General features: G+C 70.8%; 20 protein-coding genes and 1 pseudogene. 14 read left to right on the forward strand and 7 right to left on the reverse strand.

Annotated features, from left to right (window positions below; all coding sequences use genetic code 11):
* Window positions 1–70 precede the first annotated feature (70 nt).
* Window positions 71–346 carry a hypothetical protein gene (locus WMF14_RS49290; protein WP_437797968.1) on the forward strand — a complete coding sequence of 92 codons (276 nt, stop codon included), beginning with the start codon at window positions 71–73 and terminating at the stop codon, window positions 344–346.
* A 218-nt stretch (window positions 347–564) separates the two neighbouring features.
* Window positions 565–1,083 (forward strand): hypothetical protein, encoded by a 519-nt coding sequence (locus tag WMF14_RS49295; RefSeq protein WP_437797970.1) that lies wholly within the window; start codon window positions 565–567, stop codon window positions 1,081–1,083.
* Between the two features lie 99 nt (window positions 1,084–1,182).
* On the opposite strand, the gene WMF14_RS49300 is transcribed toward WMF14_RS49295, so the two are convergent.
* Both WMF14_RS49300 and WMF14_RS49305 read right to left on the reverse strand, forming a co-directional pair.
* Window positions 1,183–1,509 carry a hypothetical protein gene (locus tag WMF14_RS49300; protein ID WP_437797971.1) on the reverse strand — a complete coding sequence of 109 codons (327 nt, stop codon included), beginning with the start codon at window positions 1,507–1,509 and terminating at the stop codon, window positions 1,183–1,185.
* Window positions 1,510–2,479: 970 nt separating this feature from the next.
* The gene (locus WMF14_RS49305) at window positions 2,480–2,920 is read right to left on the reverse strand and encodes a hypothetical protein (protein WP_437797973.1); all 441 of its coding nucleotides are present in this window, start codon (window positions 2,918–2,920) and stop codon (window positions 2,480–2,482) included.
* A gap of 700 nt (window positions 2,921–3,620) precedes the next feature.
* Here WMF14_RS49305 and WMF14_RS49310 point away from each other — a divergent pair.
* The 3 genes from WMF14_RS49310 to WMF14_RS49320 all read left to right on the forward strand — a co-directional run bounded on the left by WMF14_RS49310 (window position 3,621) and on the right by WMF14_RS49320 (window position 5,412).
* The gene (locus WMF14_RS49310; RefSeq protein ID WP_437797975.1) at window positions 3,621–4,400 is read left to right on the forward strand and encodes a hypothetical protein; all 780 of its coding nucleotides are present in this window, start codon (window positions 3,621–3,623) and stop codon (window positions 4,398–4,400) included.
* A complete protein-coding gene (locus WMF14_RS49315; protein WP_437797977.1) occupies window positions 4,400–4,942 on the forward strand; it encodes a hypothetical protein in 543 nt (180 codons plus the stop codon). Before WMF14_RS49310 ends, WMF14_RS49315 begins: the two co-directional genes overlap by 1 nt.
* Before the next feature lie 320 nt (window positions 4,943–5,262).
* On the forward strand, window positions 5,263–5,412 hold the full coding sequence (locus tag WMF14_RS49320) for a hypothetical protein (protein WP_437797979.1): 150 nt from the start codon (window positions 5,263–5,265) through the stop codon (window positions 5,410–5,412).
* A gap of 221 nt (window positions 5,413–5,633) precedes the next feature.
* On the opposite strand, the gene WMF14_RS49325 is transcribed toward WMF14_RS49320, so the two are convergent.
* The 3 genes from WMF14_RS49325 to WMF14_RS49335 are packed head-to-tail and all read right to left on the reverse strand — an operon-like array spanning window position 5,634 to window position 9,971.
* The gene (locus WMF14_RS49325; RefSeq protein ID WP_437797981.1) at window positions 5,634–7,160 is read right to left on the reverse strand and encodes a hypothetical protein; all 1,527 of its coding nucleotides are present in this window, start codon (window positions 7,158–7,160) and stop codon (window positions 5,634–5,636) included.
* 37 nt (window positions 7,161–7,197) lie between these two features.
* Entirely contained in the window at window positions 7,198–8,844 is a 1,647-nt protein-coding gene (locus tag WMF14_RS49330; RefSeq protein WP_437797982.1) for a hypothetical protein, read from the reverse strand.
* A gap of 14 nt (window positions 8,845–8,858) precedes the next feature.
* Window positions 8,859–9,971: a hypothetical protein gene (locus tag WMF14_RS49335; protein WP_437797984.1), complete on the reverse strand. Its 1,113-nt coding sequence runs from the start codon at window positions 9,969–9,971 to the stop codon at window positions 8,859–8,861.
* A gap of 230 nt (window positions 9,972–10,201) precedes the next feature.
* On the opposite strand from WMF14_RS49335, the gene WMF14_RS49340 reads away from it, so the two are divergent.
* From WMF14_RS49340 to WMF14_RS49375, 8 genes and pseudogenes are all read left to right on the forward strand, one after another.
* Window positions 10,202–11,287 (forward strand): sigma-70 family RNA polymerase sigma factor, encoded by a 1,086-nt coding sequence (locus tag WMF14_RS49340; protein WP_437797986.1) that lies wholly within the window; start codon window positions 10,202–10,204, stop codon window positions 11,285–11,287.
* A 116-nt stretch (window positions 11,288–11,403) separates the two neighbouring features.
* On the forward strand, window positions 11,404–12,297 hold the full coding sequence (locus WMF14_RS49345; RefSeq protein ID WP_437797988.1) for a helix-turn-helix transcriptional regulator: 894 nt from the start codon (window positions 11,404–11,406) through the stop codon (window positions 12,295–12,297).
* Window positions 12,290–12,868 carry a sigma-70 family RNA polymerase sigma factor gene (locus WMF14_RS49350; RefSeq protein WP_437326814.1) on the forward strand — a complete coding sequence of 193 codons (579 nt, stop codon included), beginning with the start codon at window positions 12,290–12,292 and terminating at the stop codon, window positions 12,866–12,868. The genes WMF14_RS49345 and WMF14_RS49350 overlap by 8 nt, the downstream gene beginning before the upstream one ends.
* Before the next feature lie 618 nt (window positions 12,869–13,486).
* Window positions 13,487–14,464 carry a hypothetical protein gene (locus WMF14_RS49355; protein WP_437797990.1) on the forward strand — a complete coding sequence of 326 codons (978 nt, stop codon included), beginning with the start codon at window positions 13,487–13,489 and terminating at the stop codon, window positions 14,462–14,464.
* A gap of 399 nt (window positions 14,465–14,863) precedes the next feature.
* A complete protein-coding gene (locus WMF14_RS49360; RefSeq protein ID WP_437797992.1) occupies window positions 14,864–16,573 on the forward strand; it encodes a cytochrome-c peroxidase in 1,710 nt (569 codons plus the stop codon).
* 375 nt (window positions 16,574–16,948) lie between these two features.
* Window positions 16,949–17,251 (forward strand): annotated as a pseudogene (locus WMF14_RS49365) (hypothetical protein); the annotation flags it as partial.
* A 244-nt stretch (window positions 17,252–17,495) separates the two neighbouring features.
* Entirely contained in the window at window positions 17,496–18,152 is a 657-nt protein-coding gene (locus tag WMF14_RS49370) for a hypothetical protein (protein WP_437797993.1), read from the forward strand.
* A gap of 84 nt (window positions 18,153–18,236) precedes the next feature.
* The gene (locus WMF14_RS49375; protein WP_437797995.1) at window positions 18,237–19,085 is read left to right on the forward strand and encodes a mechanosensitive ion channel family protein; all 849 of its coding nucleotides are present in this window, start codon (window positions 18,237–18,239) and stop codon (window positions 19,083–19,085) included.
* Between the two features lie 90 nt (window positions 19,086–19,175).
* Here the strand turns inward: WMF14_RS49375 and WMF14_RS49380 are convergent, their stop codons facing one another.
* Window positions 19,176–19,691, reverse strand: a complete 516-nt coding sequence (locus tag WMF14_RS49380; protein WP_437797997.1) for a hypothetical protein — start codon at window positions 19,689–19,691, stop codon at window positions 19,176–19,178.
* A 364-nt stretch (window positions 19,692–20,055) separates the two neighbouring features.
* A complete protein-coding gene (locus WMF14_RS49385) occupies window positions 20,056–20,985 on the reverse strand; it encodes an FHA domain-containing protein (RefSeq protein ID WP_272096984.1) in 930 nt (309 codons plus the stop codon).
* 58 nt (window positions 20,986–21,043) lie between these two features.
* Here WMF14_RS49385 and WMF14_RS49390 point away from each other — a divergent pair, with 58 nt between their 5' ends.
* Window positions 21,044–23,671, forward strand: coding sequence for a protein kinase domain-containing protein (locus WMF14_RS49390; RefSeq protein ID WP_437797999.1), 2,628 nt, complete (start codon window positions 21,044–21,046; stop codon window positions 23,669–23,671).
* Window positions 23,672–23,791: the final 120 nt, after the last annotated feature.

A 23,791-nucleotide genomic window follows, 5' to 3' on the forward strand; every position in this document is an offset into this window, starting at 1 on the left:
CCGGCACGCGCCGGCCACGGCAGCGCCGGCCACGGCAGCGCCGGCCAGGCGCTGCGGAAGGAGATCCACGATGACCACCACCGAGCCAATGATGCAGAAGCAGATGGTCCAGAAGGAAGAGGGCAGGATCACGACGAAGATCGAGGAGAGGACCGGCAGGATTCCGTCCGGTACTTATCTCGGGTTGGCGATCGGCTCGATGGCGGTCTCGGCCGGCTGCATGCTCGCCGGCAAGAAGCAGATCGCGAACTTCATCGGCCAGTGGGCGCCATCTCTGCTCGTGATCGGCCTGTACAACAAGCTGGTCAAGCTTGAGCACGAGCTGGGGTACGGCGACTACCGCTGACCGCGGCCGGCTGCGGACGGCGGTTGGCTCCATGTGGCGGCCGAGCGGGCCGGCCACCTTCACCATGTCGCTGCGGCCGTCGTACCCGATCTCGTGTACAGCCCCGTACGCCGCTTCGAGCCGCGCGGGCATGCCGAGCAAATTCCAGAGGTAGCGCCCCCGCGCGGCGTATGCGGCATATGCTGACGCCCACCGCCGATCCCCTAAGGAGCGCTCCCATGTCCGTGAGCTCGCCCGCGCCCGTTTCCACCCCCGGCACGATCGTATGCCCTCAGCTCGATGTCCCGCACCAGCCCGGCATGAACCTCGTCTGGTCGGCGTCGCTGGAACTCGCGTGGAAGCGGCTGATGAAGCAGGCCGGCGGGCCGATCGAGCTGGCCGGCGTGGCGCCGGACGACCCGGCGGCGCGGCTCGTGAGGATCCTGAAGGAGAGCCCCATTGAGGAGGGAATGCTGCCGTCTGACGCGACCGTGGCGTGGGCTGGGCGCGCGAACGAGCGCGGCTCGGTGGAGCTGCGAAGGGAGATCGAGCGGGTGTTCGGGCCGGAGGCGCGGCGGGCGGACGTGCCGGGGGACGGGCGCATCGCGGTCGTCGGCGGGCTCGACCTGCATCCGCGCTTCGCGGTGCCGCTGCGCTCGCGGGCGACGTCGTGCAACTCGCGGTGTGCATTCGCGAAGGCGACGCTCACTCCTTCCGGTCGGTGCGGACCGGCGCGCCGACGTCGCAGGACCACGTAGCCATCGCCGGCCCGCAGGAGTCGACGCCGGCCGCCTCGCGATAGAGCATGTGGAGGGGCTCGGCTTGGCCGATGGACGCCGAACTCGATGAAGCCGTCGTCAAGGCGGAGGGAGCATCTGGACGCCAGCGCCGGGGTCTGCGAGGACACCCCACAGCTGCCGTGCGAGCTCCTCAACTTCCGGCGACAGTTCGCCGCCCGCGAGCCATTGTTGCACGAGCGACGAGATCCGCTCAAGGCGCTGGATGTCGCCTTTTGTGACCCTCTGCGGACCACCCTGGGTTAGCCCCTGGTCGCGCAGCGCCATGAACCGACGAAGGCCGTCTTTTAGCTCTTCCAGGCCATCGAGCAGATGCTCCTCGTATTTGGCGAACACGCAACGCCACACGAGCATTTGAAGCAGCCCTTCCCCATTGAAAATGGCCACAGCCGTGTCAGCGCTAGCTGCAAGCTTCGCATCTACGCTACTCAACGACGCCTCCTGTGACGGATATTGCCATCATATGCACAGTGATGCAGGACCTTTACCGAATGGAAAGTGACAATTGTCACCGTGTGCGGCTCGGCACCTTCTTCCGTAGTTGCGCCCCTTGTCGCCTTGCTCGGCAATGTATCCCATTACGAAACTGGCATCGATCAGAAGTGCCGGTCACATCATAGATCATCGTCCCCCTCTCGTGAAGGTTCAAACAGCCAGAACCGTGCCTTCCCGAACGCGAGAGCAGGCGAGCCAGGGCAGGGGCGCGCGCCGTGCCCGCTCGCCTCGCGAGCCTCAGCGAAGCGAGCCTTAGATAGACGCGCGAGCGAGCTTACCCTTGTAATGCGCTTTGAAGCGGACAGAGGCAAAGCGGCAGAATCGGTCAAGTCGGTCGAGATGAAGAACGAAGAGGTGCCGAGTGACGAGGAACGCCGGGGGGAGCTCGGTCGGCTCGCACCTCGGCAGGCATCATCTCCTCCAGTCCTCCAGGCAGAAGCTCCGCACGAGCTCGGGGCCCTCGCCGGCGCGTTCCGGGAGCGAGGTCTCGGCGCCGCGGCCTGGAGTCGTGCTCCTGGAGCTCCGCGCGGCTGTCCACCTTGCCACCATCAGGCCCGCGGGCGCCGTCGTGGAGCTCCAGGCGCGCCACCGTCGGTGCCCTCTCGCGCCTGCCTGCTCGCGTCGCCGCGCGACGGGCTGCGCTCGCGGGCGCCGTCGTGCAACTCGGGGTGTGTATCCGCGAAGGCGACGCTCACTCCTTCCGGTCGGCAGTGCCGTCGCTGCGATCGGCTGGAGCGCGGCGACGACAGGCGTCGCTGCCTCGGTCGCCAGCGGCGGAAGTTACCGCGAACATGATATGGCGGATCGCCCGAGGCGTATGCCGTTCACATCGTTTACAGAGTTCGCCTGATGTGTCGTGATCCTATTCAGGGAAGCGCTGCGTCTTGACGGCGATGCCGTCCTCCCCCGTGATCACGTCGCCAGTCCATTCCCAGCTCGTGCCACCCGGGCCCGGCAGCCCGATCTCGAAGGTGACCCCCTCCAGTGTGAGCTGGTCCTCGTCGAGGTAGGCGATGCCGATCGAGTCGCCGCCGCGCCCGGGGCCGCCGTAGCCGCCGTCGCCGCCTTGGCCCCCGCCGTCCAGTCCCTCGTGGGCCGCCCCGTCAACCGCTCGGGCGACGTCGTACAGCGCAGATCGCGCGACCGCCGGCGCACCGTCAACCGCGGCGGTGGCCTGCCCAGGGCGTCGCGGTGGGTCGTGGCCGTGGCACGCGGGCGACGTCGTGCAACCCCGGGGCGCAAGGCCGTCCGTGCGCTCTGACGCGACATGGACGGGCTTCCGTGCCGGCAGGTTGACGAGCACGCGAGCCGCGCAGGCAGCTGCGCACTGGAGTACGCTCTGGACGGTGCGACCCCTGGTCCGTGTGGTGTTCTCGTCTAGATTCCGTTTGACGCCGATCCTGTGATCAGAAGAATGGCCCGCGTCGCCACGTTGCTCGCATATTTCGGAAGACAGGGAAGAAGACGATGAGGACGACAGGCCGGCAGGTCTACTCGGCGACAGGGATCGCTCTCGTCCTCAGTGTCGTCCCGATGCAAGCAGACGCATCCGAGGTGAACGCCGGAATTAACTTCGGATGGCTCCAGGCTGGCACCACGACGCGCCTCGCGGTGAGCCCGCATGCGGGAATATCGTGGCGCATCAAGAGCGATCTCCTGTTTAGTCTTCGCGATCTGTTCAGTGTCGTGCCCCCAATCCAGATAGGTGGAGCTGGTGTCTACAACAGCACCATCGTTGCCCTCGGATATAGTTGGGAGAACGGCGACTTGAGTGCGGGGCCCTCGGTCGCGGGCTACTTCATGCCGGCTTGCGGACGTACAATGTGTGGGCACGTTGCCGGGATGGCGGCAGGCGCCCATGCGCAAACCAACGCGTACGTTGCCGGACCGCTCGGCGTTTCGGTGAGCGCTAATGTGGATTGGGTCGGCGGGAGCAGTCTTGTGCTTCCAGGTTATGTGTCGGTGCTTGTGGTCGCCGGTCCCGTGCTTCGATGGAGTGTAAAATGAACACAAAAGGAATTCTGCTGCCGATTGTGGCCGTCCTCATCTGCGTGCTAGCGGCATGCAACTGGACGGTAGGAGACTGCTATCCCCGCGAGGAGTGGGAGAGGGGTGCAGGTGCAGGTGGACCAGTCGGACCGCCTGTTCCCGTCATCACCTCCGTCGCGTCGGGTGACTTCGGGGATGCGCCGCCGAGCGGATCGCAGTACGGTAGCGAGCGCAAGCTGCAGTGCAACAAAACGGACGACGAAGACGAGGAGGAGAGCCCGAGCGACAGCTCGGAGAGGCCGGCAGATAGCCCGGAGAGCCCGCCAGATCCGTGCCTCGGAGTCGGCGACATAGCCGGAGACGGCGCGACCTTCTTTAGCTGTAGCGAAGCGTGCAGCTCGAAGTGCCCGCCGCCTGGGATGGCCCCATGGGTATATGTAGATTTTAAGCCGTCGGAGTTCAAGTTTGTCACCATTGTCGAGGACGATGGCGAGGGCAAGGGCGGAGGGTGGCAAGAGGCCAGGGCGAAACTGAACTTCAAGAGACTCACGACCCCGCGCAAGATCGAGAGCTGGAGCTGCCCTCTCACCATCCAAATGCCGCTCCGGACCGAGTTGATGGGGCGAATCGATCCAAGCCGCGCAGCCAGCCTCAGCGAGGAGATCGCAGAGGATGTCGCAAACCGCATGGACTACTACCTGCCGCAGGCGGCCTTCTGCGATAGATTGATCGACGAGATGCTGGCGACGTTCAAATCCAAGTATCCGCGGCTCGGTGCCAGGGTGACGAAATAATGGTGATAACTCGCTCCGAGCTGCTCGGCGTCGTTTACTGTTTCTACCCGCGGGGTGTGCAAAATTTCGCACGTATCCACGTACCTCCCAACGAGCCCTTCTACGACGACACGGAGGAGCACTGCCGCCTAGTGGAAGCCGCAAGCCGCGGGCGAGCGGAGTACCCAACGTGGAAAGCGATGATCCGCCGCCTGGGGGATCGATATGGCCTTCAAAACGAGTCGCTCCACCTGTTGTCCGGGGGGGCCGACCCGGCGTACTCGGCCCGAGTTTGGCTCACCGACCAAACGGCGCTCAGCTTCCATGTGTCCTTGCTCGGGCCGTACTATGGGATCCACCTGCCCGGCATCCCCGAGGAGAGGCCGGTAGCGCGCGAGATCGCTCGGGAGATCGAGGACACCTATCCCGGCTACCGACCGATCCCGTCGGAGCTCGGGAACGAGGTGGTACCGGATGTGGCGATGGACGGGGCGTCTATGGGCAAGGCGACGATCAACATATGCCTCTTCTCGGTCGCATGGACTTTCGTAGATCCGGTGTAGCCCTTTCCCCTAGGCGTCCGCCGTCGACCTGGCCGAGCTCGTGCCGCGCCGCTGGCGAGGAGCTCGAGGCGAGCGCGGCGGCTTCGCTCCGCGGCGGCGCGGGCGCGGAGGTCGAGGCGCACGTCGGCGAGCTCGGGGGCTATGGCCGTCGACCTGGTCGATCTCGGCCACGTCGCGGCGGACGCCGGCAACCTCGAGACCGCGCGAACGTACACGGCGCCCGAGCAGATAGCGGGGCCGCGGCGTCGAGGAGCACCGCGGCGGGGTCCGCACCTTCCGGCGGACTGAAGGGAGCGGTTTATGAGGGGATGGGCTGCCCGATGAAAAGAAGAGCGTGGTCTCCCGGGTGCGGCGCGGTGGCCGTCTCCTTTAGCTCGGATCCCTGGGATTGGGCGTGGGTCGGCGTGGCCGTGCTCGTGCTCGTCGGCATGGGCGCCGCGGTCGTCCTCGGCATCCGGCGCCGTCGCTGACGTGGTAGGGCGGCTGTACCCCGCAAGACGGCGCCGCTCGCTTGGGGAGGCGCCTGGCGGGGGAGCGGCCGCGGGGTCGAGGTGGATGCCGGCGAGCTCGGCAACGTCGATGTCCACCTGGTCGAGGGCGGCGCGCCGCGGTTGACCTGGTCGTAAACCGCATGGACTATCGTAGCCGTCATGGAGGTCCGTGCCGTCGTCCTCCCGGAACGTGATTGCGACTATTCGGGAAACCGCAGCGTCTTATGGGCCTTGCCGCTCTCTCCCACCGTCGTGCTGCCATCGTGGTTCCAGCTGGTGCCGCCCTTGCCCGGCTGTCCGATCTCGATGGTCACGCCCTCGAGCGTGAGCTGGTCCTCGTCGAGGTAGGCGACGCCGATCGAGTCGCCGCCGCGCCCGGGACCGCCGTAGCCGCCGGGCCCTCCTTGGCCGCCCCGGCCGCCGAAACAGGCGCCGAGTTCATCCCCCAGCGTTCCGCCCGGTGCGCCTCGGCCGCCTCGGCCGCCGTCCTGAGGTTCCCCGCCGTCGCCGCCCTTGCCGCCATATTTCGCCGTGATCTTGGTGTCGCGCACGGTCACCCTGGCGTGAAGCGCGAGGACGCCGATGGACGGCTGACCGTTCGCTCCCCCGCGGCCTCCTCGGCCTCCGCAACCGCCGGCTCCTCCCGAGCCTCCTCCTGGGCCACCCTTTGAGGCCGCGCCGCACCGGGCGAGCCCGCCCCAGCGACCGCCGCCACCGCCGCCGCCCTGGCCCGGCGTGCCCCAGGTACCCTCGCCCCCCGTGTCGCCCTCCCATCCTGTCTCGGTGAGGCGCCCGATACCCTTGCCGGGCGCGCCCTGCGTTCCCGGAGTTCCCGAGCCACCAGTGAATCCATCGGAGCAACTGCGGTTGTCCCGCTCCCCGAGACCGCCGCGTGATGGCGAAGCGTAGGCGGGCTCCCCGTCGCCTCCATCCTCGGCGCTGTCGGGCAGCCCGTCCCCTCCCTTGCCGCCAACGCTCGTGAGCCCGCTCGCGCACTGGTTCACGGTCGCAGGCCCGCCGGCGACGACGGCCGCCAGGCACGCGTCCCCACCGAACATGCCATCCGGTCCGTCCGGTTGCCTGGTCGGCCACTGCTCGCCAGCACGGCCTCCATTCCCCTGGCTGGCGGAGATCTCGCTCCGCAGGATCTCCACTGCCGTGCTCGACTGAGCGAGCAAGCCGATCGGGCCCCACGAGGTGTAGTGGAGGTCGGCGAGCGTCGAGACCCCGTCCGCGGCCCCGCTGTCCTCGGGGCCCGCGGGCTCGACGATCCCCATGGGGCCGTCGAACCGCTCGGCATTCAACAGGGTCCATGGGCGCAGGGGATCGCGCACCCATTTCTGGCAGTGGAAGCCCCCAAGAAGATCCACGCCGGAGGGTACCCTAAACTGACTCACGATGAATCCCTCGTTGCAGAGGAACACGCGCCCTCGTTCAGCGCGCGCGAGCTCGATGGCGCGCTCGATGGTGTACACCGGCTTCGCCTTCGTGCCGGGGTTCCTGTCGTCTCCGCCACCGACGTTTCCGGCAAGGAACACGCCGCAGCCGTCGTCGAGAATGTCGGCGGCGATGTGCTCCACGCAGACCGACTCTGGGGGCGGCTCGCCCTCGCACGAGGTACCTTCACAAGGCGTCACGCCAGGGTCGTTCACGTTGGGCACAGTCCCGCAGCCGGTCGCCCACGGGGACAGCAGAAGAACCAAGGCAGCCGCGGTGCTCTTTCTCATGTGCGTCTCCTGGCGTGTGGTGCCAGCACGGGGCAGTTCATTGAGGCGGTTCCGGATCTGGTGCATCGAACCGGTACCAGAACAGCGCAGTCCCATTCGCCCCGTTGCCGAACGTGGTTTCCGGGGATGCACTGCCGCCGAGCCCCCCGGTGCCGGCCTGTCCGGGCGAGACCGTCGCGTTCTCCAAGATGGCCACGGAGGCGCCCACGGAACCGATGCCGAACGAGTGGCCCCCGAGACCGCCGCCGGCGTCGCCCCCGCGACCGCCTTCGCCGCCAAGGCCGCCGTGGCACCCGCGCGCCCAGACGGCCACATCAGAACCGCGTCCACCATTGCCGCCGTCCCAGCCAAAGCCTCCCCACTGGCCAGTTCCGCCGACCCCGCCGTTGCCGCCCTTGGCCCCGAGGACCGTGCTGGCGTCGACGGTGAGGAAGCTCCCCTGCAAGGCCACGATCCCGATGCTCGCGCCGCCGTAGTCGCCCCCCTTGCCCCCCTTGCCCCCGCACCCGCCGCTGCCGCCCGATCCGCCGGCCGCACCGCCCGGCGGCCGACCTGTCTGACACGCGTCCCTGGCGGGGTCGCGCCCCTTGCCGCCGCCACCCCCGCCGCCGCCCTGACCGACGCCGCCTGGCTTCCCGTTCTCCCCGCGGACGCCGATCCATCCGTCGACGCCCAGGAGACCAGGATCCACTGCTCCGGCAGCGCGCTCCGCATCGGCGCCCTTTGCCCCCGGCTCGCCTTCCTTGCACGCCATGCTGGACGCGCCACTACCACCTAGGCCGCGGTTATCCGGAGTCCCGACCGGTTCCGGCAGTCCTGACGTCCCGTCGCTACCCGTCTCGAGGCTTCCACGACCCCCCTCGCCACCCGTCGACTCGATCCCGTCGTCGCACACGGTCACGACCGGAAGGGCGCCCCGCGCGGCGTCCGCGGTGCAGGCGTCCGCGCCGTTGTTCCCAACTACGCCGGCCGTCGCGCGGAAGCTCGGCGCGTCCTCGCCCGGCTCTCCGTCCTTGCCGTCGCCTGCGAGGATCACGCTCGACTGCACGATCGCCCTGGCTCCATGCTCCAGGAGCATCGCGATCGACGACTTGCCATCCCTCGCGGAGGCGTCGGCCGCCACGGCGCGCACGCCGAAGATCACCGACGTCGCGTCGTCCCCCGCGATGACCGCATCCTCCCCCCCGAGGACCCGCACCGGGATCCCCACGGGTGGCGCGATGACGGTCAATGCGTTCGGGCCATCGAGCGGCCCTCCGTAGGACCAGTCACCGCCGGCACACAGACGGCCGCCCCAGAGGTCGACTCCTTGGGGGAGCGAAATGGCCTCCTCGAACAACCCGCCGCACGCGTACACGCGCCGGGTCGGCGCTTGGTCGTTGCGTCGAACGTGCGCGGCGAGGCCGATCGCGTGTTGCAACGTCCTCACCGGCGCGTCCTTCGTGCCGGGGCTGTCGTCGTGGCCCTCCTCGCTGACGAACACGCCGCACAGGTCGAGCGCCGCCGCCGTCGTCGGGTCCCCATCACAAGGACCCGGCTCCGGCGGCGGAACCTCGCACCAGTAGCTGTCCGCACAGCTGTCGGAATAACACCCCGTGTTCCCGGCGGCGCCTGCCACACCGAGCGCGACGTACGCCAGCGAACGGAGGACATCTCGACTGCGACCCACGGATCCAGAACGCATGACCCCGACTCCCCTCACCAGGCGCCTCCGAGGAGCACACCCGCCCGTTCGCTCGTCGCCACCGGCACGAGGCGGACGCCGGTGGCCCTTGGCGTACCACCGAAAAAGGCAACCTCCGTGAAGAACGAGGCTGCGGTCGCCACGCCGAACACGGCGCTCGTCGCCAGCGACACCTTGCCGAGGGTCGCGAACAGATCCCGCTCGTTCACCTGGTCACGAATGCCGGCGCACGCCGCCGGTGCGCTGGCTTCCCGGCACGTATGTGACGTCCACCCCTGCGCGCGAAGCGTGACGTCTCGCTCGCGCAGATCGCCATGGACGATGTGCGCGCGAAGGAGAAAGACCGCGCCGGCCGCCGCCGTCGCCGTCGTCACCACGATGCCGCCTATCCGCGCCGTCCCCGGCCAGGAAGCCCATGGGCTCGTCGGTCGCGCCTGCGCAGCCGCCGGGGAGCTCAGGGCGGTCGCCGTTTCGTTCGCTGACACCGGCGCGCCCTCCTTGGCGCTGCTCACCGGCGTGCGCGGCACATGAAGAGAGAGCTCGTGCTCCGCTTTCGCCACGGCGCGCACGGACTGAAACGCATCTTCGCCGCCCGGTGCTCGGGCCCGCACGATGTGCAGCCCGGGCTCGACGAACAGCGTGTAGACGCGCGCGATGCGGCTCACGGCTTTGCCGTCGACGAACACCTCGGCGTCCGGCGGGTCGACGGAGACACGGAGCTTCGCGACGTGCGGTGTCGCCTTGCGCTGCCCTTCCTCGAATCGCTTCTGCAGCGCGGCCGGCAGCGCCTCGCGCTGCTCGAGGCTCCAGGCCAGGTGTTCGGCCGCATCGCGGTATTTGCCCAACGCGAGCTCGCAGAGGCCGAGCTCCCCGGCAATCTCCGCGCGCTCACGCTCGGTGGTGGACTCCGGGTCTGCGGCATCGAATGCCGCCTTGTAGGCGGCGTGTGCCTCGGTCCATTGCCCCGCCGCGCGCGCCCTCTGGCCACGGCGAACCTGGTCCTTCACCGTCGAGTGGCCTCCCGACCTCGTCGTTGATGAGCTGCCCTGGGCGCGTGCTGCGCTCGTAGGGCATGTTGATGCCCCGAGCGCGACGAGAATCGAGAGCAACTGTGGAGCACAACGCATGGCGTGACGGTACTTGCGCCAGCCGCGCGGCGTCAACGGCGGGTGAAATCGTCATGCGCTTGCGTTTGTCGTGAGAACTTTCAGCACGAACCAGCAATGTCGTCATCTCTGCTAGGCGCCGTGTGCTGTGCGAACGTGCAGGTGGCGCGCTGGTGCACGTTGTCCTACCAAAATGGACCGCACCATTCACTTTTCTGACCCCGGGAGGGTCGCTCAGACGTGCTACCGGCATGGGCAAACCAGCGGGGACCTTCAGCAGCTTCGAGCTCTTCCGGCGCCTGGCGAGGCGCTTCGGGGTCCCGGCGCGCGATGCCGAGGACGTCGCGCAGGACGCGCTGCTGCGGGGGCTCGACGCGGACGGACGGATCGAGGCAGGCGGGGACCCCGCGCCGTACCGCGTCACGATCGCGGCCAACCAGGCACGCGACCATGTTCGAAGCGCGCGCCGCCGGCGAGAGGTGCTGACGCCATCTCACGATCCGGAGCTCCACGACGAGCACGCCACGCCGGAAGAGCTGCTCAGATGGCGCCAGCGGGAAGCCGTGCTGCGGGAGCTCATCGCCGGTGTCGAGCCGAAGTACCGGGACATCCTGATCAAGCATGACCTGGAGGAGATCCCGCTGACCCAGATCGCCGTGGAGCTTGGGCTTCACCCTGACGCCGTGAAGACGCTGCACCGGCGAGCCCGCGAGCAGCTGGAGGAGGCGGCGCAACGCCGGAGGGCGAAGCAACGCTCGCGCGGATGGGACGAGACAGCCTGCGTCGTTCCGTTCGGGCTCACTCCACGCCAGGGGTGGACTGGCTCCCTGCTCCGCTGGACTTGGAGGCTCCTGGCGCAGGGGGCGAGCGTCGTGCTCATGAGCGCCATGGTCGCTGCCGTGACCTCCTCTTCCACGCTTCAGGCGTGGGTTCGATCGGCTCTCGATGACGGTTGGCCCGCGCTGACGGGGCAGGGCTCGGCGCCGCTCCCCGCGGAGCGCCGCGCCAGGCAGGCGGGGACGTCCTCCGCATCACCCGCAGAGCAGGCCCCTGCGCTCCCGGCGGAGCGCCGCGCCGGACAGGCTGGCGCAGGAGCGAGCACGACGCCCGTGCCGTCGGTGGCGATCGGTCCTCGTGCATCGTCCTCGACGACGCCCGCGCAGCCGGCGATCAGCGCGCGCGAGAGGAGCCTGATCAGCCAGGCCCGGACGGCCATTGAGGCCCGCAGCCCAGAGGCGGATCTCGAGGCGCACCGGCTGCTCGAGGCACATGCGGAGGAGTTCCCGCGCGGTCGGCTCGCCGCGGAGCGCGAAGAGATGCTCAGGCAGCTTCGCTGACGGGCCGGCTCTCCATCAACAGCCAAGCCAGCGGCGGGGTCGGTGCTGTCGTCGCGCAGCACGAGGCCGAGCTCCGCCATGCGTCGGACAGGAATGCTCACGGTTCAGGAGGGAACATGGAGGACATGCTGGGTGCGATGTGGCTCGTCTCGCCGCTCGGACTCGCGATGATCGCCTGCATCGCGATCGGCTTCGCGGTCACCGCGCGCGAAGCGCTAGGACGGGAACGGGGGCTTCGCGAGGCGCGCGAGCACGCGCATGACGACGAGGAGGCCGCCCTCACCGATGCGAAGGAGCAGGCAGCAGGGGAGCGGGACCGATACCGGCGCCTCCTGGACTGTCACGTCGATGCGGCGCTCGCCGAGCTGCCAGACGCCCGCGCGCGCCCCGTCCCCTGGCCGGGGAGGGTCCTCGAGTCGTTCTGCGCGACGACGCCTTCATGGAGGAGAAAGCTGGCCGAGAGCACGGGGTTGGAACCAAGAGAGGTGGAGCGGCTGCTGAGGAGCGACCTCCCCATGACGCCCGGCCTTGCCCGGCAGCTGGAGGCCTTCACCGGGACGCCTGCTCGGTACTGGGAGCGCCTGTGGCGGCTGCACGACGACCATCGAGCGGACGCGGAGGAGACCGTGGTGATCCCGGTCGGCGAGCCCGTCGCCAGGCGCGAGAGCTCTGCGCGTCCGCCGTCGTCACCCGGGCCGACCTCGGTGCCGACGATGCCTCCTCGTGCGCTCGACGTTCCTCCGCCCGTGGTGCCGTCTCCCGAGCTTGCGGCCAGGAGCCCGCGGGCGAAGCTCCCGCCGCCTCCACTGCCGCGGCTTCGGTCGCCGCTCCCTGCCCGCGCCGCGACGGGATCGGAGCTCGCACGTCGCGCCGCCACGCTGACGAGCTTTCCACTACAGCGTGACGAAGGGGCGGCGAGCACCGCCAACGGGTCCGATTGGGAGGAATGGGAGGAAGCCGAGCGCTCGCCGCTGAACACGACACTCCCCGGAGTAGGGAGCCATGGGTGAGCGCAGCCAAGCCTCGCATTCGAATAACGACGAACGTGCCGCCGCGCACGCCCGCTTGTTTTGTCCGATGCTGATGCGTTCCGTGCTGCGCTGGCTGGCGTGGCTAGGGGTCCCACTCTGCCATCGTGGCGACGTCGCAGGCCAAGTCTGGCTCATCGCCTGGCAGAGCTGGCCCAGGTTCGATCCGACGCGCGGCAGGCCAGAACGCTGGTTGAATTCGATCGCCGTCCATGTCGCGTCGCACTACCACCGGTGTGCGCAGCGCCGGAAGGAGGAGCTCGTCGATCGGATCGATGTGCTCGATCCAGCGCCGGACGCCGCTGCTGTGATGGAATCGGACGACATCAGGGCCGGCACCATCGATGCAGTGAACGAGCTCGAGCCGGACCTGCGATTTGTTCTCGTGGCACACGATCTGGACGGGATCCCGATGGCCCAGGTGGCAGAAGACGCGGGACTACCTCTCTCCACGCTCTACAGGCGACGCACAAAGGCCATCGGTGCGCTCCGCGACATCATCGCGCTTCGGGGGACCATGGAGGACTTCGCCCGGAGAGTCGGGCCGCAATGAACATCAAAGGCCTGGTTGTTCACTTCCGGCGCGACTTCGACGACGACGAGGCCGAGCGAACAATCGACGCTCTCACGATGGACGGAGCCTTCCCACGGTGACGCTGTGTCCCGACGGCAGCATGTCCCCCGGCGGTCGCGGCGGCGTCGGCGAGTGCGACGCCGGCGGGCGAGCGGATGCCGACGGGCCTCCGCCGGATGACGACAGGTTCCACCTCGGATGACGACGAGCTCGCCGCTGGATGACGATGGGCTCCAGCCTCGACGACGACGTCCCAGGGCCGGATGACGATGGCTCGACGCCCGATGCCGAAGGGCAGCGGCCGGATGACGATGGGCTCCGGGCGTATGCCGGTGGGCCCCGGTCCCGATGCCGATGTGTCCTGGCCGGATGACGATGTCTCCCGGGCGGATGACGACGACGTCCACTTCAGATGAGGATGGCCCCCTCCCGCAATGACGACGCCCTTCGCCGCGATGCCGACGGTTCCGCGCCGCGCGCCTGCGCGTCGCGCGTCGGCATCCACGGGCACGCTCCCCGGCGCTGGCTGGCCTGGCGCCATGGCCAAAACTTGCCACCCCGTCGACATGCCGCTCCGCACCCCCTTAGCCTGCGCTGATGGCCAAACCTACCTCTCGTCCCGAAGAGACCGACGACAACGATCCCACGCTCGAATCCCTGGCCGAGCGGCTCGGCAAGCCGGAGCCAGGCATCATCGAGGCATTGCTCGACGGCACGACCGGATCCCAGCTCGTCGAGCGAGGGCGGCAGATCGCCTCCTCGCGCGTCTTGACCGACCTGCGCCGCCTCTACGCGACGGCACACGCGTGCTGGTCGAGCGCGTCGAAGGACAAGCGGGAGAAGCTGCGCGGCTTCTCACCGGAGCTGCTCGCGCTCGCGGTCGACCAGGCGCTCGCGCTGGAGCGGCTGCTCGAGGCGCACGAGAGCGCCGGGCAGAAGAAGGACGCGGCGCGCGCCACGACGGACGCGGCGCTGCGGGAGCGGCTCTCGCGCTCGCTGCTCCTGCGCGACCAGGCCTACGAGGTCCTGCGCGGCGTCGCCGGCTCGGGCAAGGAGGCGCGCGAGCAGCTCGCGCAGGCAGTCGGCACCGCGGAAGATCCAGGCGCGCTCGCGCGCGGGCTCACCCTGCTCGCCGCGCTCGGCAAGCGCTACCTCGCGCAGAAGAAGGGTTCCGTCGCCGTGCGCGCCAAGCTGATGCGGCTTGACCAGGACTACGTCGAGCGCCTCGAAGAGACCGCCCAGGAGCTCACCCAGGCGGCGAAGACGGCGGCTGCGCGCCCCGCAGGCCAGAAAGTCACGAGCGGCGATCTCGACCGGGCCGACGGCATCAACCTGATCCTCCTAGAGCAGATCGTGCGGGTGTTCGAGCGCGCCAACGAGCAGGATCCGACCATTCCGCGCCTCGTGCCCATCGCGACACGGCGGCTCTTCAGCCGGAGCACCAGGAAGAAGGCGACCGAGACGCCCGGCGGAGGAGGCGGCGCCGCTGGCAGCGGCAGCGCTGGAAGTGGCAGCACCGGCGGAGCGCCGCCGGACGAGGAGGATCCGCTCGAAAACGACGATGCGCCGGTCTGAGCCAGAAACGCCCTGATCGGAACCGAGCATCCACCGAGGGCTCAGGCTGCAACCTGGGCCCTCTTCCTTATTCGTCACGCCCTCGCCGGCGCCTTGATGGACCATTGCCGCGCGACATCCTTCGCACCACGCCAGCGAACACCCCTTCTCGCGCCGTCCGCCGGTGCCGCGCTGCGCGCCCAGCCGCCCGCGGGGATCGCCGCCGTCCAGATCTCGACATCTGCCTGGAATCCTTCTTGCTGAGCTCGCGCGCGCGGCGACTTGCTGAGCTCGCGCGCGCGGCGAACGGAGGAACCCATGCGTCTGCCCCTTTCTGGTTCTCTTGTCATGGCAGGGCTCTTGTCCACGGGCGTTTTCTCGTCAGCTCTCACGGCGTGCGGCCCGGGGGATCCCGACCCGGTGGCCGGGGTGAATGTCGACGACCCTGATCAGCAGATCACGGTGACGGAGGTGCCACCGCCGGCCATCAGCGGCGGAACGCTGATCGTCGCCAGCGACGGTCACACGGCGGTGGCGGCGGACGCCGACCGCGATCGCGTCTGGATCGTCGATCTCCAAAGCGGCGAGCCGGCGGAGGTGCCGCTGGAGCGGGGCGACGAGCCCGGGCGCCTCGTCGAGGACGCGAGCGGCCGGGTCCACGTGGCGCTCCGGCGCGCCGGCGCGGTGGTGACCCTCGATGTCGAGGCGCGGTCGGTCATCGCGCGCAGAGAGGTCTGCCGCGCGCCGCGCGGGGTCGCCTACGACGCCTCGCTCGACGCCATCCACGTCGCCTGCGCCGGCGGCGAGCTCGTGACGCTCCCGGCCTCCGGCGGCCCCGCCGTCCGGAAGCTCCGCCTCGCCCCCGACCTGCGCGACGTCGTGGTCGAGGGCGACCGGCTCCTTGTCAGCCGCTTCAGGTCCGCGGAGACGCTGGTCGTGGGCCCCGACGGCGCGGTGCTCTCGCGCCGCACGCTCCCCGTCTTCCACTCGACCGGGTTCACCAGGTCGGACTATGCGCCCTCCGTGGCCTGGCGCATGGCGCCGCTCGCCGGCGGAGGTGCGCTGATGGTCCACCAGCGCTCGATGTCGTCGAAGGTCACCCTCAGCCCAGGCGGCTATTACCAGGCCGCCGACTGCGACGGGAACATCGTGCACGGCGCGGTCAGCAGGGTCGATCCGGCGGACGTTCCTGACACATCGCCCTCGTTGCAGCCCGCGGCCGCGATCCCGAACGTCTCGCTGCCGGTCGACATCGCCGTCACCCCCGATGGCGCGCGCGTGGCCGTGGTGGGGGCCGGTGACAACTCCGTCGTGAGCGCGACCGTCGACGATCTGGAGCGCGACGCCGTGACGGACAGCTGCAGCCCGGAGGTCACCGAGCAGTTCGTGAGCGGGCAGCCTGTCTCCGTGGCCTTCGACGGCCGGGGTGAGATCGTCGTGCAGCTGCGGGAGCCTGCGGCCCTGCAGGTGCTCGGCGGGCGCACCATCGCGCTTCCGGGCGAGAGCGTGAGAGATACCGGTCACGAGATGTTCCACCGGCCGCCGAACGGCGTGAGCGCCGTGGCGTGCGCGTCGTGCCACCCCGAAGGGCACGAGGACGGGCGGACGTGGGACTTCGATCCCGTGGGCCTCCGGCGGACGCAGGCGCTGGGCGGCGGCATCCTGAAGACGGCGCCCCTCCACTGGAGCGGCGACCTGCAGGATCTCGCGGGCCTGATGGGGGAGGTGTTCGTCTCCCGCATGGGCGGCCAGCAGCCCGGCGCCAGGCGGCTCGATCTGATGGCCCGTTACCTCGACAGCCTGCCCGCCTTCCCGGCGTCGCCGCCCGAGGACGACGCCGCCGCGGCGCGAGGCGAGGTGCTCTTCCACGACAAGAAGGTGGCCTGCGCGGACTGCCACGGTGGCCCGATGCTCACCAACAACCGGAACGAGGACGTGGGCAAGGGCGAGCGGTTGCAGGTGCCCTCGCTCCTCGGCATCTCCGGGCGCGCGCCGTTCATGCACGACGGCTGCGCGGCGACGCTCCGCGATCGCTTCGATCCGCTGTGCGGAGGCGACAAGCACGGTGACGTCTCCGGCCTGACCTCAGCGCAGCTCGACGATCTGGTCGCGTACCTCGAGACCCTCTGACCCTCCGGCACGCCGCGCTCCTCGCGCGGTACGACCGAGGCGTTCCTCGACATCCGGGGCCGATTGCCACGATACGAGCCCCCATCACCCGGCAACCAGCGGAGCGGGGAAACCGCGTGTGACGGGGCGCCCGGCCCGGACGCGCCGCCGTCGGCTGGCGCCGCGCTCTCCGACGGCACAGCCGTTGCTCATCCATCGAAACCGACGCAACCGACATCGCGGCTCGATGGACCCGGGCCACACGCACGGTCTGTCTTTCCCGCACGTTCCCACGTTCGCGCGTTCTCGCGATTCTCACGCTCCCACAACGGGGCGAGCCGGCGTCTCCGATGAAGCCGCCGACCCGCGAGGTGGAGCAGGCGCAAGGAGGGCACCATGCCTAGAGGCGACAAATCCAGCTACACGACCAAGCAGAAGCGGCAGGCCGAGCACATCGAAGAGGGGTACGAGAAGCGCGGGGTCCCCGATGAAGAGGCCGAGCGGCGGGCCTGGGCGACCGTCAACAAGATGACCGGCGGGGGGAAGAAGTCGGGCTCGGGGGTGGGCAAGCCAGTGAACAAGGAGCCGGCGAGGAAGGGGGGCCGCAAGGGAGGCGCCGCGTCCAAGGCGCGGCCCGCCGCCGCGAAGAGCGCGGCGGCGAAGAAGGCGGCGGCGACCCGCAAGCGGAACGCCGCGGCGAGCGCCGGAGGGTCCACGGCCGCGAAGAAGGCGCCGGCGAGGGCGAAGAAGAGCTCCGCGTCCAGCGCTCGCTCGCGGAGCACCTCGGCCAAGTCGACGAGCGGCCGCTCCCGCGCCGCGCAGGGCACGGCCCGCCGCGGCGGGGCAGGGGCCTCGCGCAAGACGAGCTCGAGGGCGAAGACCGGAGCGCGGCGCGCCGCGAGCGGGTCCTGACGTCCCGGTGAGAAGGGGAGAGGGGGCAGCCATGCAGGAACTTCAGAGCAACGGGGCGACGAATGGCGAGGGCGGTCTGCTGGGGGACGAATCCGGACCGCAGGAAGAGAGCCGGCGAGGGCGCGCGTTCCTCACGAGCCTCGTCCAGGAGCTGTTTCAGACGGAGCGCTCCGCGATGATCCATCCGCGGATCGAGGCGGAGCGCCTCGGCGATGTGCCGCCGGCGCACGCCATGCGGGCGGTCTCGACCCACGCGGAGGCCGCGCTGGCGGAGATCCGCCCGCTCCTCCGCGAGCGCGAGCTGCCCATCAGCGCGGGCGGCAGCACGGTGGGCGAGGCCTTCTCGGCCCTGCGCGATCACCTCGCCGATTACCTGCTCAGCACCGAGAGGTCCTACCGCGGCACGCTGCTCGGGATGCGGCACGGCGTCGACCTCGTCGAGCTGCTCCAGTACGTCGCGACCGTGGAGGGCGACACGCCCCTCGCCGCGTGGTGCGCGCGGTGGCTCTCGATGCGCAGGCCCCTCGTCGAGGCGGTCGCCGACGAGCTCGCGTGGTTCGCGGCGCGCCCGATGCGCGCCATGCGGGCGGCGAAGGACGACGGCGTGGCCCACCTCCTCCGGGGCCTCGCGAACGGCGTGGAGCTCGCGGCGCAGCGGCTCCGCCGCCTCGTCACGTTCGCGGGTTGACGCCCGCCGGCCGCGCGCGGAGACAGCCCGGCGCAAGGCTGCGCGCGGCGCCGCGCGCGGCGTCGAAGCCGAGGAGGATGCGCAGTGGAGCAGGGGATTCCGACGTGGGGCATGCCGATCGAGCTCCTGAAGAGCCACGGGCCCGGCGTCGCGAGCGCGCTGTTCATCGCGGTCGTCGGGTGGACGGCCGCGGCCTGGGCCGCGCGGAGCGTGCGGTCGCTCGGCAAGCAGTGGACGCAGATCGACGCGACCCTCGTCCCCTTGCTGGCCAGTGTAAGCCGACTCACTGTCTTGACGGTCACGGCCATGGCCGTGCTCGAGCGCTTCGGCGTCGACACGAAGAGCCTGTTCGCCGTGCTCGGCGCCGCGGGTCTGACCATCGGCCTCGCCCTCAAGGACACGCTGTCGGACGTGGCCGCCGGGCTGGTCTTGCTCGTGCTCCGTCCGTTCGACGTCGGCGATGCGATCGAGGTCGACGGGACCTCCGGCATCGTCGACGCCATCGACGTGTTCCAGACCAAGCTGACGAGCTTCGACGGCGTCCCGATCATGCTGCCGAACTCCAAGGTCCGGTCCGCCAAGATCCAGAACTTCACCCGGGCGGAGCGCCGGCGCATGGACCTCACGATCGGCGTCAGCGCCACGGCCGACATCGCTCACGCCATCGCCACGCTGCGGGACGTCCTCTCGAACGAGCCGCGCGTGCTGCCGGCGCCGGCGCCGTCGGTCGACGTTGTCGAGCTCGCGGACGAGAAGGTCAACCTGCTCGTCCGCGCCTGGACCCTCCCCGCCGATTTCTTCCCGGTGCGGCTCGAGCTCACGCGCCACTTCAAGGAGCGGCTCGACGCGGAGGGGGTCGTCATCCCCATGCCCCAGCGCGAGCTGCATATCCCCCTTCGCGAGCCGGAGCGGCGATCTATCCCGCTCCTCTGAGGCGGCGCGCGCGGTCGAGGCGGCCCGCGCGGTTCGTGCGAGCGGCCCCAGAGGCGACCCCGCCCCGCCGCCTTTCGCCCCTGCCCGAGGTCAGGGCGTGCCCATCAGGAGATAGTACCAGGTGCCCACCTCGATGGCGTTCGGGTGCGTGCCGCTCACCCGGGTCAGCGTGCTCGTGAAGATCTTCTTGTTGAATGCAAGGCCGTTGCTCGGCGCCTGCGTCTTCACGTACCAGGCGGCCGCCATCAGGGCCGATGTCTGGTTGTCCTTCTCGAACAGGACTCCCATCTTCACCTGGCTGTCGTCGGGGCTCGGCAACCGGTAGAGGTACCCGGTGCGGGTCCCCGGGACGGCGCGCGTCCCCTGCGTCCAGTCGCCCTGGGTCGGGTTCCGGGGGGCCGTGAACTGGTTGCTCGGGCTCACGACGTCCAGGAACGCGTCGAGCGCCGGCGCCGTGAAGCTCGGGATCACCTCGGACGTGAAGGTCAATGTGTTCGCGAAGGTGAGGGCGCTCGCCCACCGCCAGTACTCGGTCTGCGCCTGGAAGGTGAGCTGGCCATTGGAAACACCGTTGACCCCGAGGGCCACGATCCGGACGAGATCCACGGTCGAAAAGATCCTGAGCCTCACGTCCGGCGGGATCTGGGCAATCACACCGGAGCCCGGTTTGGCCTTCGCAGGGCTGCGCGTCGAATGGGAAGCGCCGGCGGCGGGCGCACCGAACGTTGAGTCTGCATCGTTGCTCATGGTTGCGCTCTCTCCTGGGATGACGATCTCGACAGCATCGATCGCAGCGCGCGGACCCTGTCCAGCCCGCGCTCCGGTGGCGGCGGCACGCGCGCGCTCACGACGCGCGACCCGCGCGGCCTCACCCGGCGTCGACGCCAGGAAAGCTGGATCCTCCCGGCCGCGGCGTCGATGACAGGCGGTCACGCGCGAGGGCCGGCGAGCTCCGGCCGCGACCCGATGTTCAGTACCGGATCACCTCGAGCGCCTCGGTGCCGAGCCGGATCTGCCGCGACGTCGTCCGGCGCTCGACGAGCGAGCCGGCGTCGAGCACGCCCGCGCGCGCGAGCTGCTGGCGGGCGCGGAAGACGTTGACGTTGAGGTGATGGAGGTCGAGCCGCAGCTTGCCGAGCAGGTCGTCGACGTAGCGCCACCCGCGCTCGGCCGGGGGCAGCCCGCTCTCCCGGTCGCGCAGCCGGGAGCGCGCCAGCATGAGGAGCAGCTCGTGGTGGGCGCGCGCGGCGAGCTGGATGACCTTTTCCCCCTGCACCAGGGAGACGGCGATGTGCTCCTCGTCGTGGCTCACCTCGAAGCGCAGGACGGTGAGGCCGAGGAGCTTGGGGCTCGCCGCGCTCGACGCGGTGGTCGGTACGGCGGCGTCGAGCGCCTGCGGCGGGACGCGCAGCACCCAGGCGCCGCCGGCCTCGATGCGCTCCTGATCGACCGCCGGGCGGGTGGCCCCGTCGATCTCGATCTGCCAGACGCCGTGCTGATCCTCGAAGAGCGTCACCCGGGGATCGGCGGCGTCCGGCAGCGCGAGCAGGCCCTCCTCCGCCGCGCGCACCTCGCCGGTGAGCTCGGCCCGCGCGCTCGTGACGGGCGCGCCGGCCTCCTCCACGGTCCAGCGCTCGGCGTCGCCGCCGAACACGAGCTCCGCCCCCGCGTCGAGCGCGACCCGCTCGGCGGACGTGAGCCGTCGGCCGCCGACGTGCGTGCCGTTCGTGCTGCCGAGGTCGCGGATCCACCAGCGCGCCCCGTCCCAGAACAGGACGGCGTGCTCGCCGGAGGCGCAGCGGTCCCGGAGGCGCACGGCGCAGTCGCGCGCTCGGCCGACCCGCGCGCGCGCCGGGAGCGTCACGCGAAGGCCGTGGGCTTCATGCTTCAAGACCGCCATGGATACAGCGTAAGATGGCGCCGCCGACCACATCAACGGCGTCGAAGGCGAGACCCCCATGAGCGATCCCGCGGCACTCCTCCGGAAGCTGGCGGGTGAGCTGCACCTGTCTCCCTCGGCGTGCGCGGAGATCCAGCGGGCGCTCGCCGAGCACGCCGCGCGCAGCCTCACGGAAGAGCTGCCGGAGACCGTGGTCCGGGACGCGCCGGCGGCGGCCGGGGGCGCGCCCCGGCAGACCGGAGGCGCGTCGGTCGCGGCCGAGCGCCGCCCGAGCGCCGCGCCTCCGGCGGTCCACGCGCCGGTCGCGGCGTGGCCATGGGACCGCTACGACGATCTCGGGCTCATCGGCCGCGGGGGCATGGGCGAGGTGCGGCGCGTGCGCGATCGCGTGATGGGCCGCGTGCTCGCCATGAAGCTGCTGCGCATCGAGGGGCAAGACGACGCGGACGGCCGGGCGCGCTTCCTCGACGAGGCGCGCCTCACGGCGTGCCTTCAGCACCCAGGGATCGTCCCCGTCCACGACTGCGGGATGCTCCCGACCGGCCAGCTCTGGTTCACGATGAAGGAGGTCCGCGGCCGGACGCTGAGCGCGCTGATCCGCGCGCTCCACGCGTCGGGCGAGGCCGGCCCCTCGCCCGAGGCGCTGCGCCGCGTGCTCGACGTCTTCGTCCGCGTCTGCGAGGCGGTCGCGTACGCGCACGGCCAGGGCGTCCTCCACCGCGATCTCAAGCCGGACAACGTCATGATCGGCGAGTTCGGCGAGGTCCTCGTGATGGACTGGGGCATCGCCCGCGCGACCGCGCGCGGCGCGCTGGCGGACGCGCTCCCGGACAGCGGCCACCACACGCACGCGGGCCTCGTCCTGGGGACGCCTGTCTACATGCCCCCGGAGCAGGCGCGCGGCGAGGCCGAGCAGCTCGGGCCCCCCAGCGACGTGTACTCCCTCGGGGCCGTCCTGTACGAGCTCCTCTGCGGCGAGCCCCCGTTCCGCGGGACGGCGCTGGCCGTCCTGGCGCAGGTGGTCCAGCGGTCGCCCGAGCAGCTCGCCGTCCGGTGCCCCGACCAGATCCCTCGGGATCTCATCGCGATCTGCGAGCGGGCGATGGCCCGCGCGCCGCCTTCGCGCTACGCGAGCGCCGAGGTGCTCGCCGCGGAGATCCGCGGCTTCCTCGACGGCGCCCGCCGTCGCGAGCGGGCGCGCGCCCTCGTCGAGGAGTCGCGCGCGCTGGCGCCGCAGATCGAGGGCCTGCGCGCGCGCGCCCGGGCCCTCCGGGCCGAGGCGAAGGCGGTGCTCGGGCGCCTCGACTCGTTCGCGCCCGCCGCCGAGAAGGCGCAGGGGTGGGCGCTCGAGGACGAGGCGCGCGCGCTCGACCGCGCCGCCGCCCTGGACGAGGCGACCTGGCACCAGAAGCTCCGCGCCGCGCTCAACGAGGCCCCGGACTTCGATGAAGCGCACGCGGCGCTCGCCGACGCGCACCTGGCCGACCTGCGGGCCGCCGAGGAGGCGCGCGACGCCGAGGCCGCGGCGCGCGCCGAGGCGTTCCTCAGGGCGCACGCGCGCGAGCGGCACGCGGTCTTGCTCCGCGGCACCGGCGCCCTCTCGCTGCGGACCGACCCCGAGGGGGCGCAGGTCTGGCTGCTCCGCTATGTCGAGCAGGAGCGCCGGCTCCGCGCCGAGCCCCAGGGCTTCCTCGGCCACACGCCGCTCTGCGAGGTCCCGCTCGCGCGCGGCAGCTACCTGCTCTTGATCCGCGCGCCCGGGTACCGCGAGGCGCGGTACCCCGTGAAGATCGGCCGCGGCGAGCACTGGGACGGCGTGCGTCCGGGCGGCGCAGAGCCGTTCGTGGTGCCCCTCCTGCCCTCGGAGGCGCTCGGCGAAGAGGACGTCTATGTGCCGGCGGGCTTCTTCTCTGCCGGCGGAGATCCGCAGGCCGGCGACGGCTTGCCGGCGTGCCGGATCTGGGTCGACGGCTTCGTGGTGCGGCGGCACCCGGTGACGCAGGCCGAGTACCTCGCCTTCCTGAACGACCTGCTCGAGCGCGGGCGCGAGGCGGAGGCCGCGGCGGCGTGCCCGCGCGCGGCCCGCGCGATCGCCGGCAACGTGGACATCCCGCTGTTCGCGCGCGACGAGGACGGGCGCTTCGTGCTCGGCCCGCAGGCGCGCGCGGAGCAGGCGCGGCACCCGGTCGCCTCGGTGGATTGGCGCAGCGCCGTCGCCTACGCGTCCTGGCTGGAGGCGCGCACCGGCGCGCCGTGGCGCCTCGTCGGCGAGCTCGAGCGCGAGAAGGCCGCGCGCGGCGTCGACGGGCGCTTCTTCCCCTGGGGAGACGAGCCCGAGCCGACGTGGGCCTGCATGGTGGGGGGCCGCCCCGGCCCCGCGAGCCCGGCGCCGGTGGACGACCATCCGACGGACGAGGGCCCCCACGGCGCCCGGGGCCTCGCGGGCAACATCCGCGACTGGTGCGCCGAGCTGTGGATGCCCGACGGCCCCACGGTGGTCGACCGCATCGCGCGCCTCCAGCCAGCGGACGCGGCGGCTCCGGGGCTCCGCTCGATCCGCGGCGGCGCGTGGAGCTCCGGGCCCCCCGCGGTGTGCCGCGCAGCAGGCCGCTTCGCCGCGCGCCCGGAGGATCGCTTCAGCGCCGTGGGCTTCCGTCTCGCCCGGCCCGTCATCGCCGGCGGGTAGCCGGTCGTCGCCGGCGCGCAGGGGATGCGGTCGGCCGCGGCGATCGCCGTATTTGGCTGCTGAGCCCGCATCGCAGCGCTGGCGGCGGGGAACGAACTGTAACAGACGGCAACAGACGGC

The organism is Sorangium sp. So ce693, assembly GCF_051521375.1.
GTDB lineage: Bacteria > Myxococcota_A > Polyangia > Polyangiales > Polyangiaceae > Sorangium > Sorangium atrum.

What these genes read in the sequence shown, in the direction of transcription:
- WMF14_RS49290 (WP_437797968.1), top strand. Translation starts at nt 71, where the DNA reads ATGACCACCACCGAGCCAATGATGCAGAAGCAGATGGTCCAGAAGGAA.
- WMF14_RS49295 (WP_437797970.1), top strand. Translation starts at nt 565, where the DNA reads ATGTCCGTGAGCTCGCCCGCGCCCGTTTCCACCCCCGGCACGATCGTA.
- WMF14_RS49310 (WP_437797975.1), top strand. Translation starts at nt 3,621, where the DNA reads ATGAACACAAAAGGAATTCTGCTGCCGATTGTGGCCGTCCTCATCTGC.
- WMF14_RS49315 (WP_437797977.1), top strand. Translation starts at nt 4,400, where the DNA reads ATGGTGATAACTCGCTCCGAGCTGCTCGGCGTCGTTTACTGTTTCTAC.
- WMF14_RS49320 (WP_437797979.1), top strand. Translation starts at nt 5,263, where the DNA reads ATGAAAAGAAGAGCGTGGTCTCCCGGGTGCGGCGCGGTGGCCGTCTCC.
- WMF14_RS49325 (WP_437797981.1), bottom strand. Translation starts at nt 7,160, where the DNA reads ATGAGAAAGAGCACCGCGGCTGCCTTGGTTCTTCTGCTGTCCCCGTGG.
- WMF14_RS49330 (WP_437797982.1), bottom strand. Translation starts at nt 8,844, where the DNA reads ATGCGTTCTGGATCCGTGGGTCGCAGTCGAGATGTCCTCCGTTCGCTG.
- WMF14_RS49335 (WP_437797984.1), bottom strand. Translation starts at nt 9,971, where the DNA reads ATGCGTTGTGCTCCACAGTTGCTCTCGATTCTCGTCGCGCTCGGGGCA.
- WMF14_RS49340 (WP_437797986.1), top strand. Translation starts at nt 10,202, where the DNA reads ATGGGCAAACCAGCGGGGACCTTCAGCAGCTTCGAGCTCTTCCGGCGC.
- WMF14_RS49345 (WP_437797988.1), top strand. Translation starts at nt 11,404, where the DNA reads ATGGAGGACATGCTGGGTGCGATGTGGCTCGTCTCGCCGCTCGGACTC.
- WMF14_RS49350 (WP_437326814.1), top strand. Translation starts at nt 12,290, where the DNA reads ATGGGTGAGCGCAGCCAAGCCTCGCATTCGAATAACGACGAACGTGCC.
- WMF14_RS49355 (WP_437797990.1), top strand. Translation starts at nt 13,487, where the DNA reads ATGGCCAAACCTACCTCTCGTCCCGAAGAGACCGACGACAACGATCCC.
- WMF14_RS49370 (WP_437797993.1), top strand. Translation starts at nt 17,496, where the DNA reads ATGCAGGAACTTCAGAGCAACGGGGCGACGAATGGCGAGGGCGGTCTG.
- WMF14_RS49385 (WP_272096984.1), bottom strand. Translation starts at nt 20,985, where the DNA reads ATGGCGGTCTTGAAGCATGAAGCCCACGGCCTTCGCGTGACGCTCCCG.
- WMF14_RS49390 (WP_437797999.1), top strand. Translation starts at nt 21,044, where the DNA reads ATGAGCGATCCCGCGGCACTCCTCCGGAAGCTGGCGGGTGAGCTGCAC.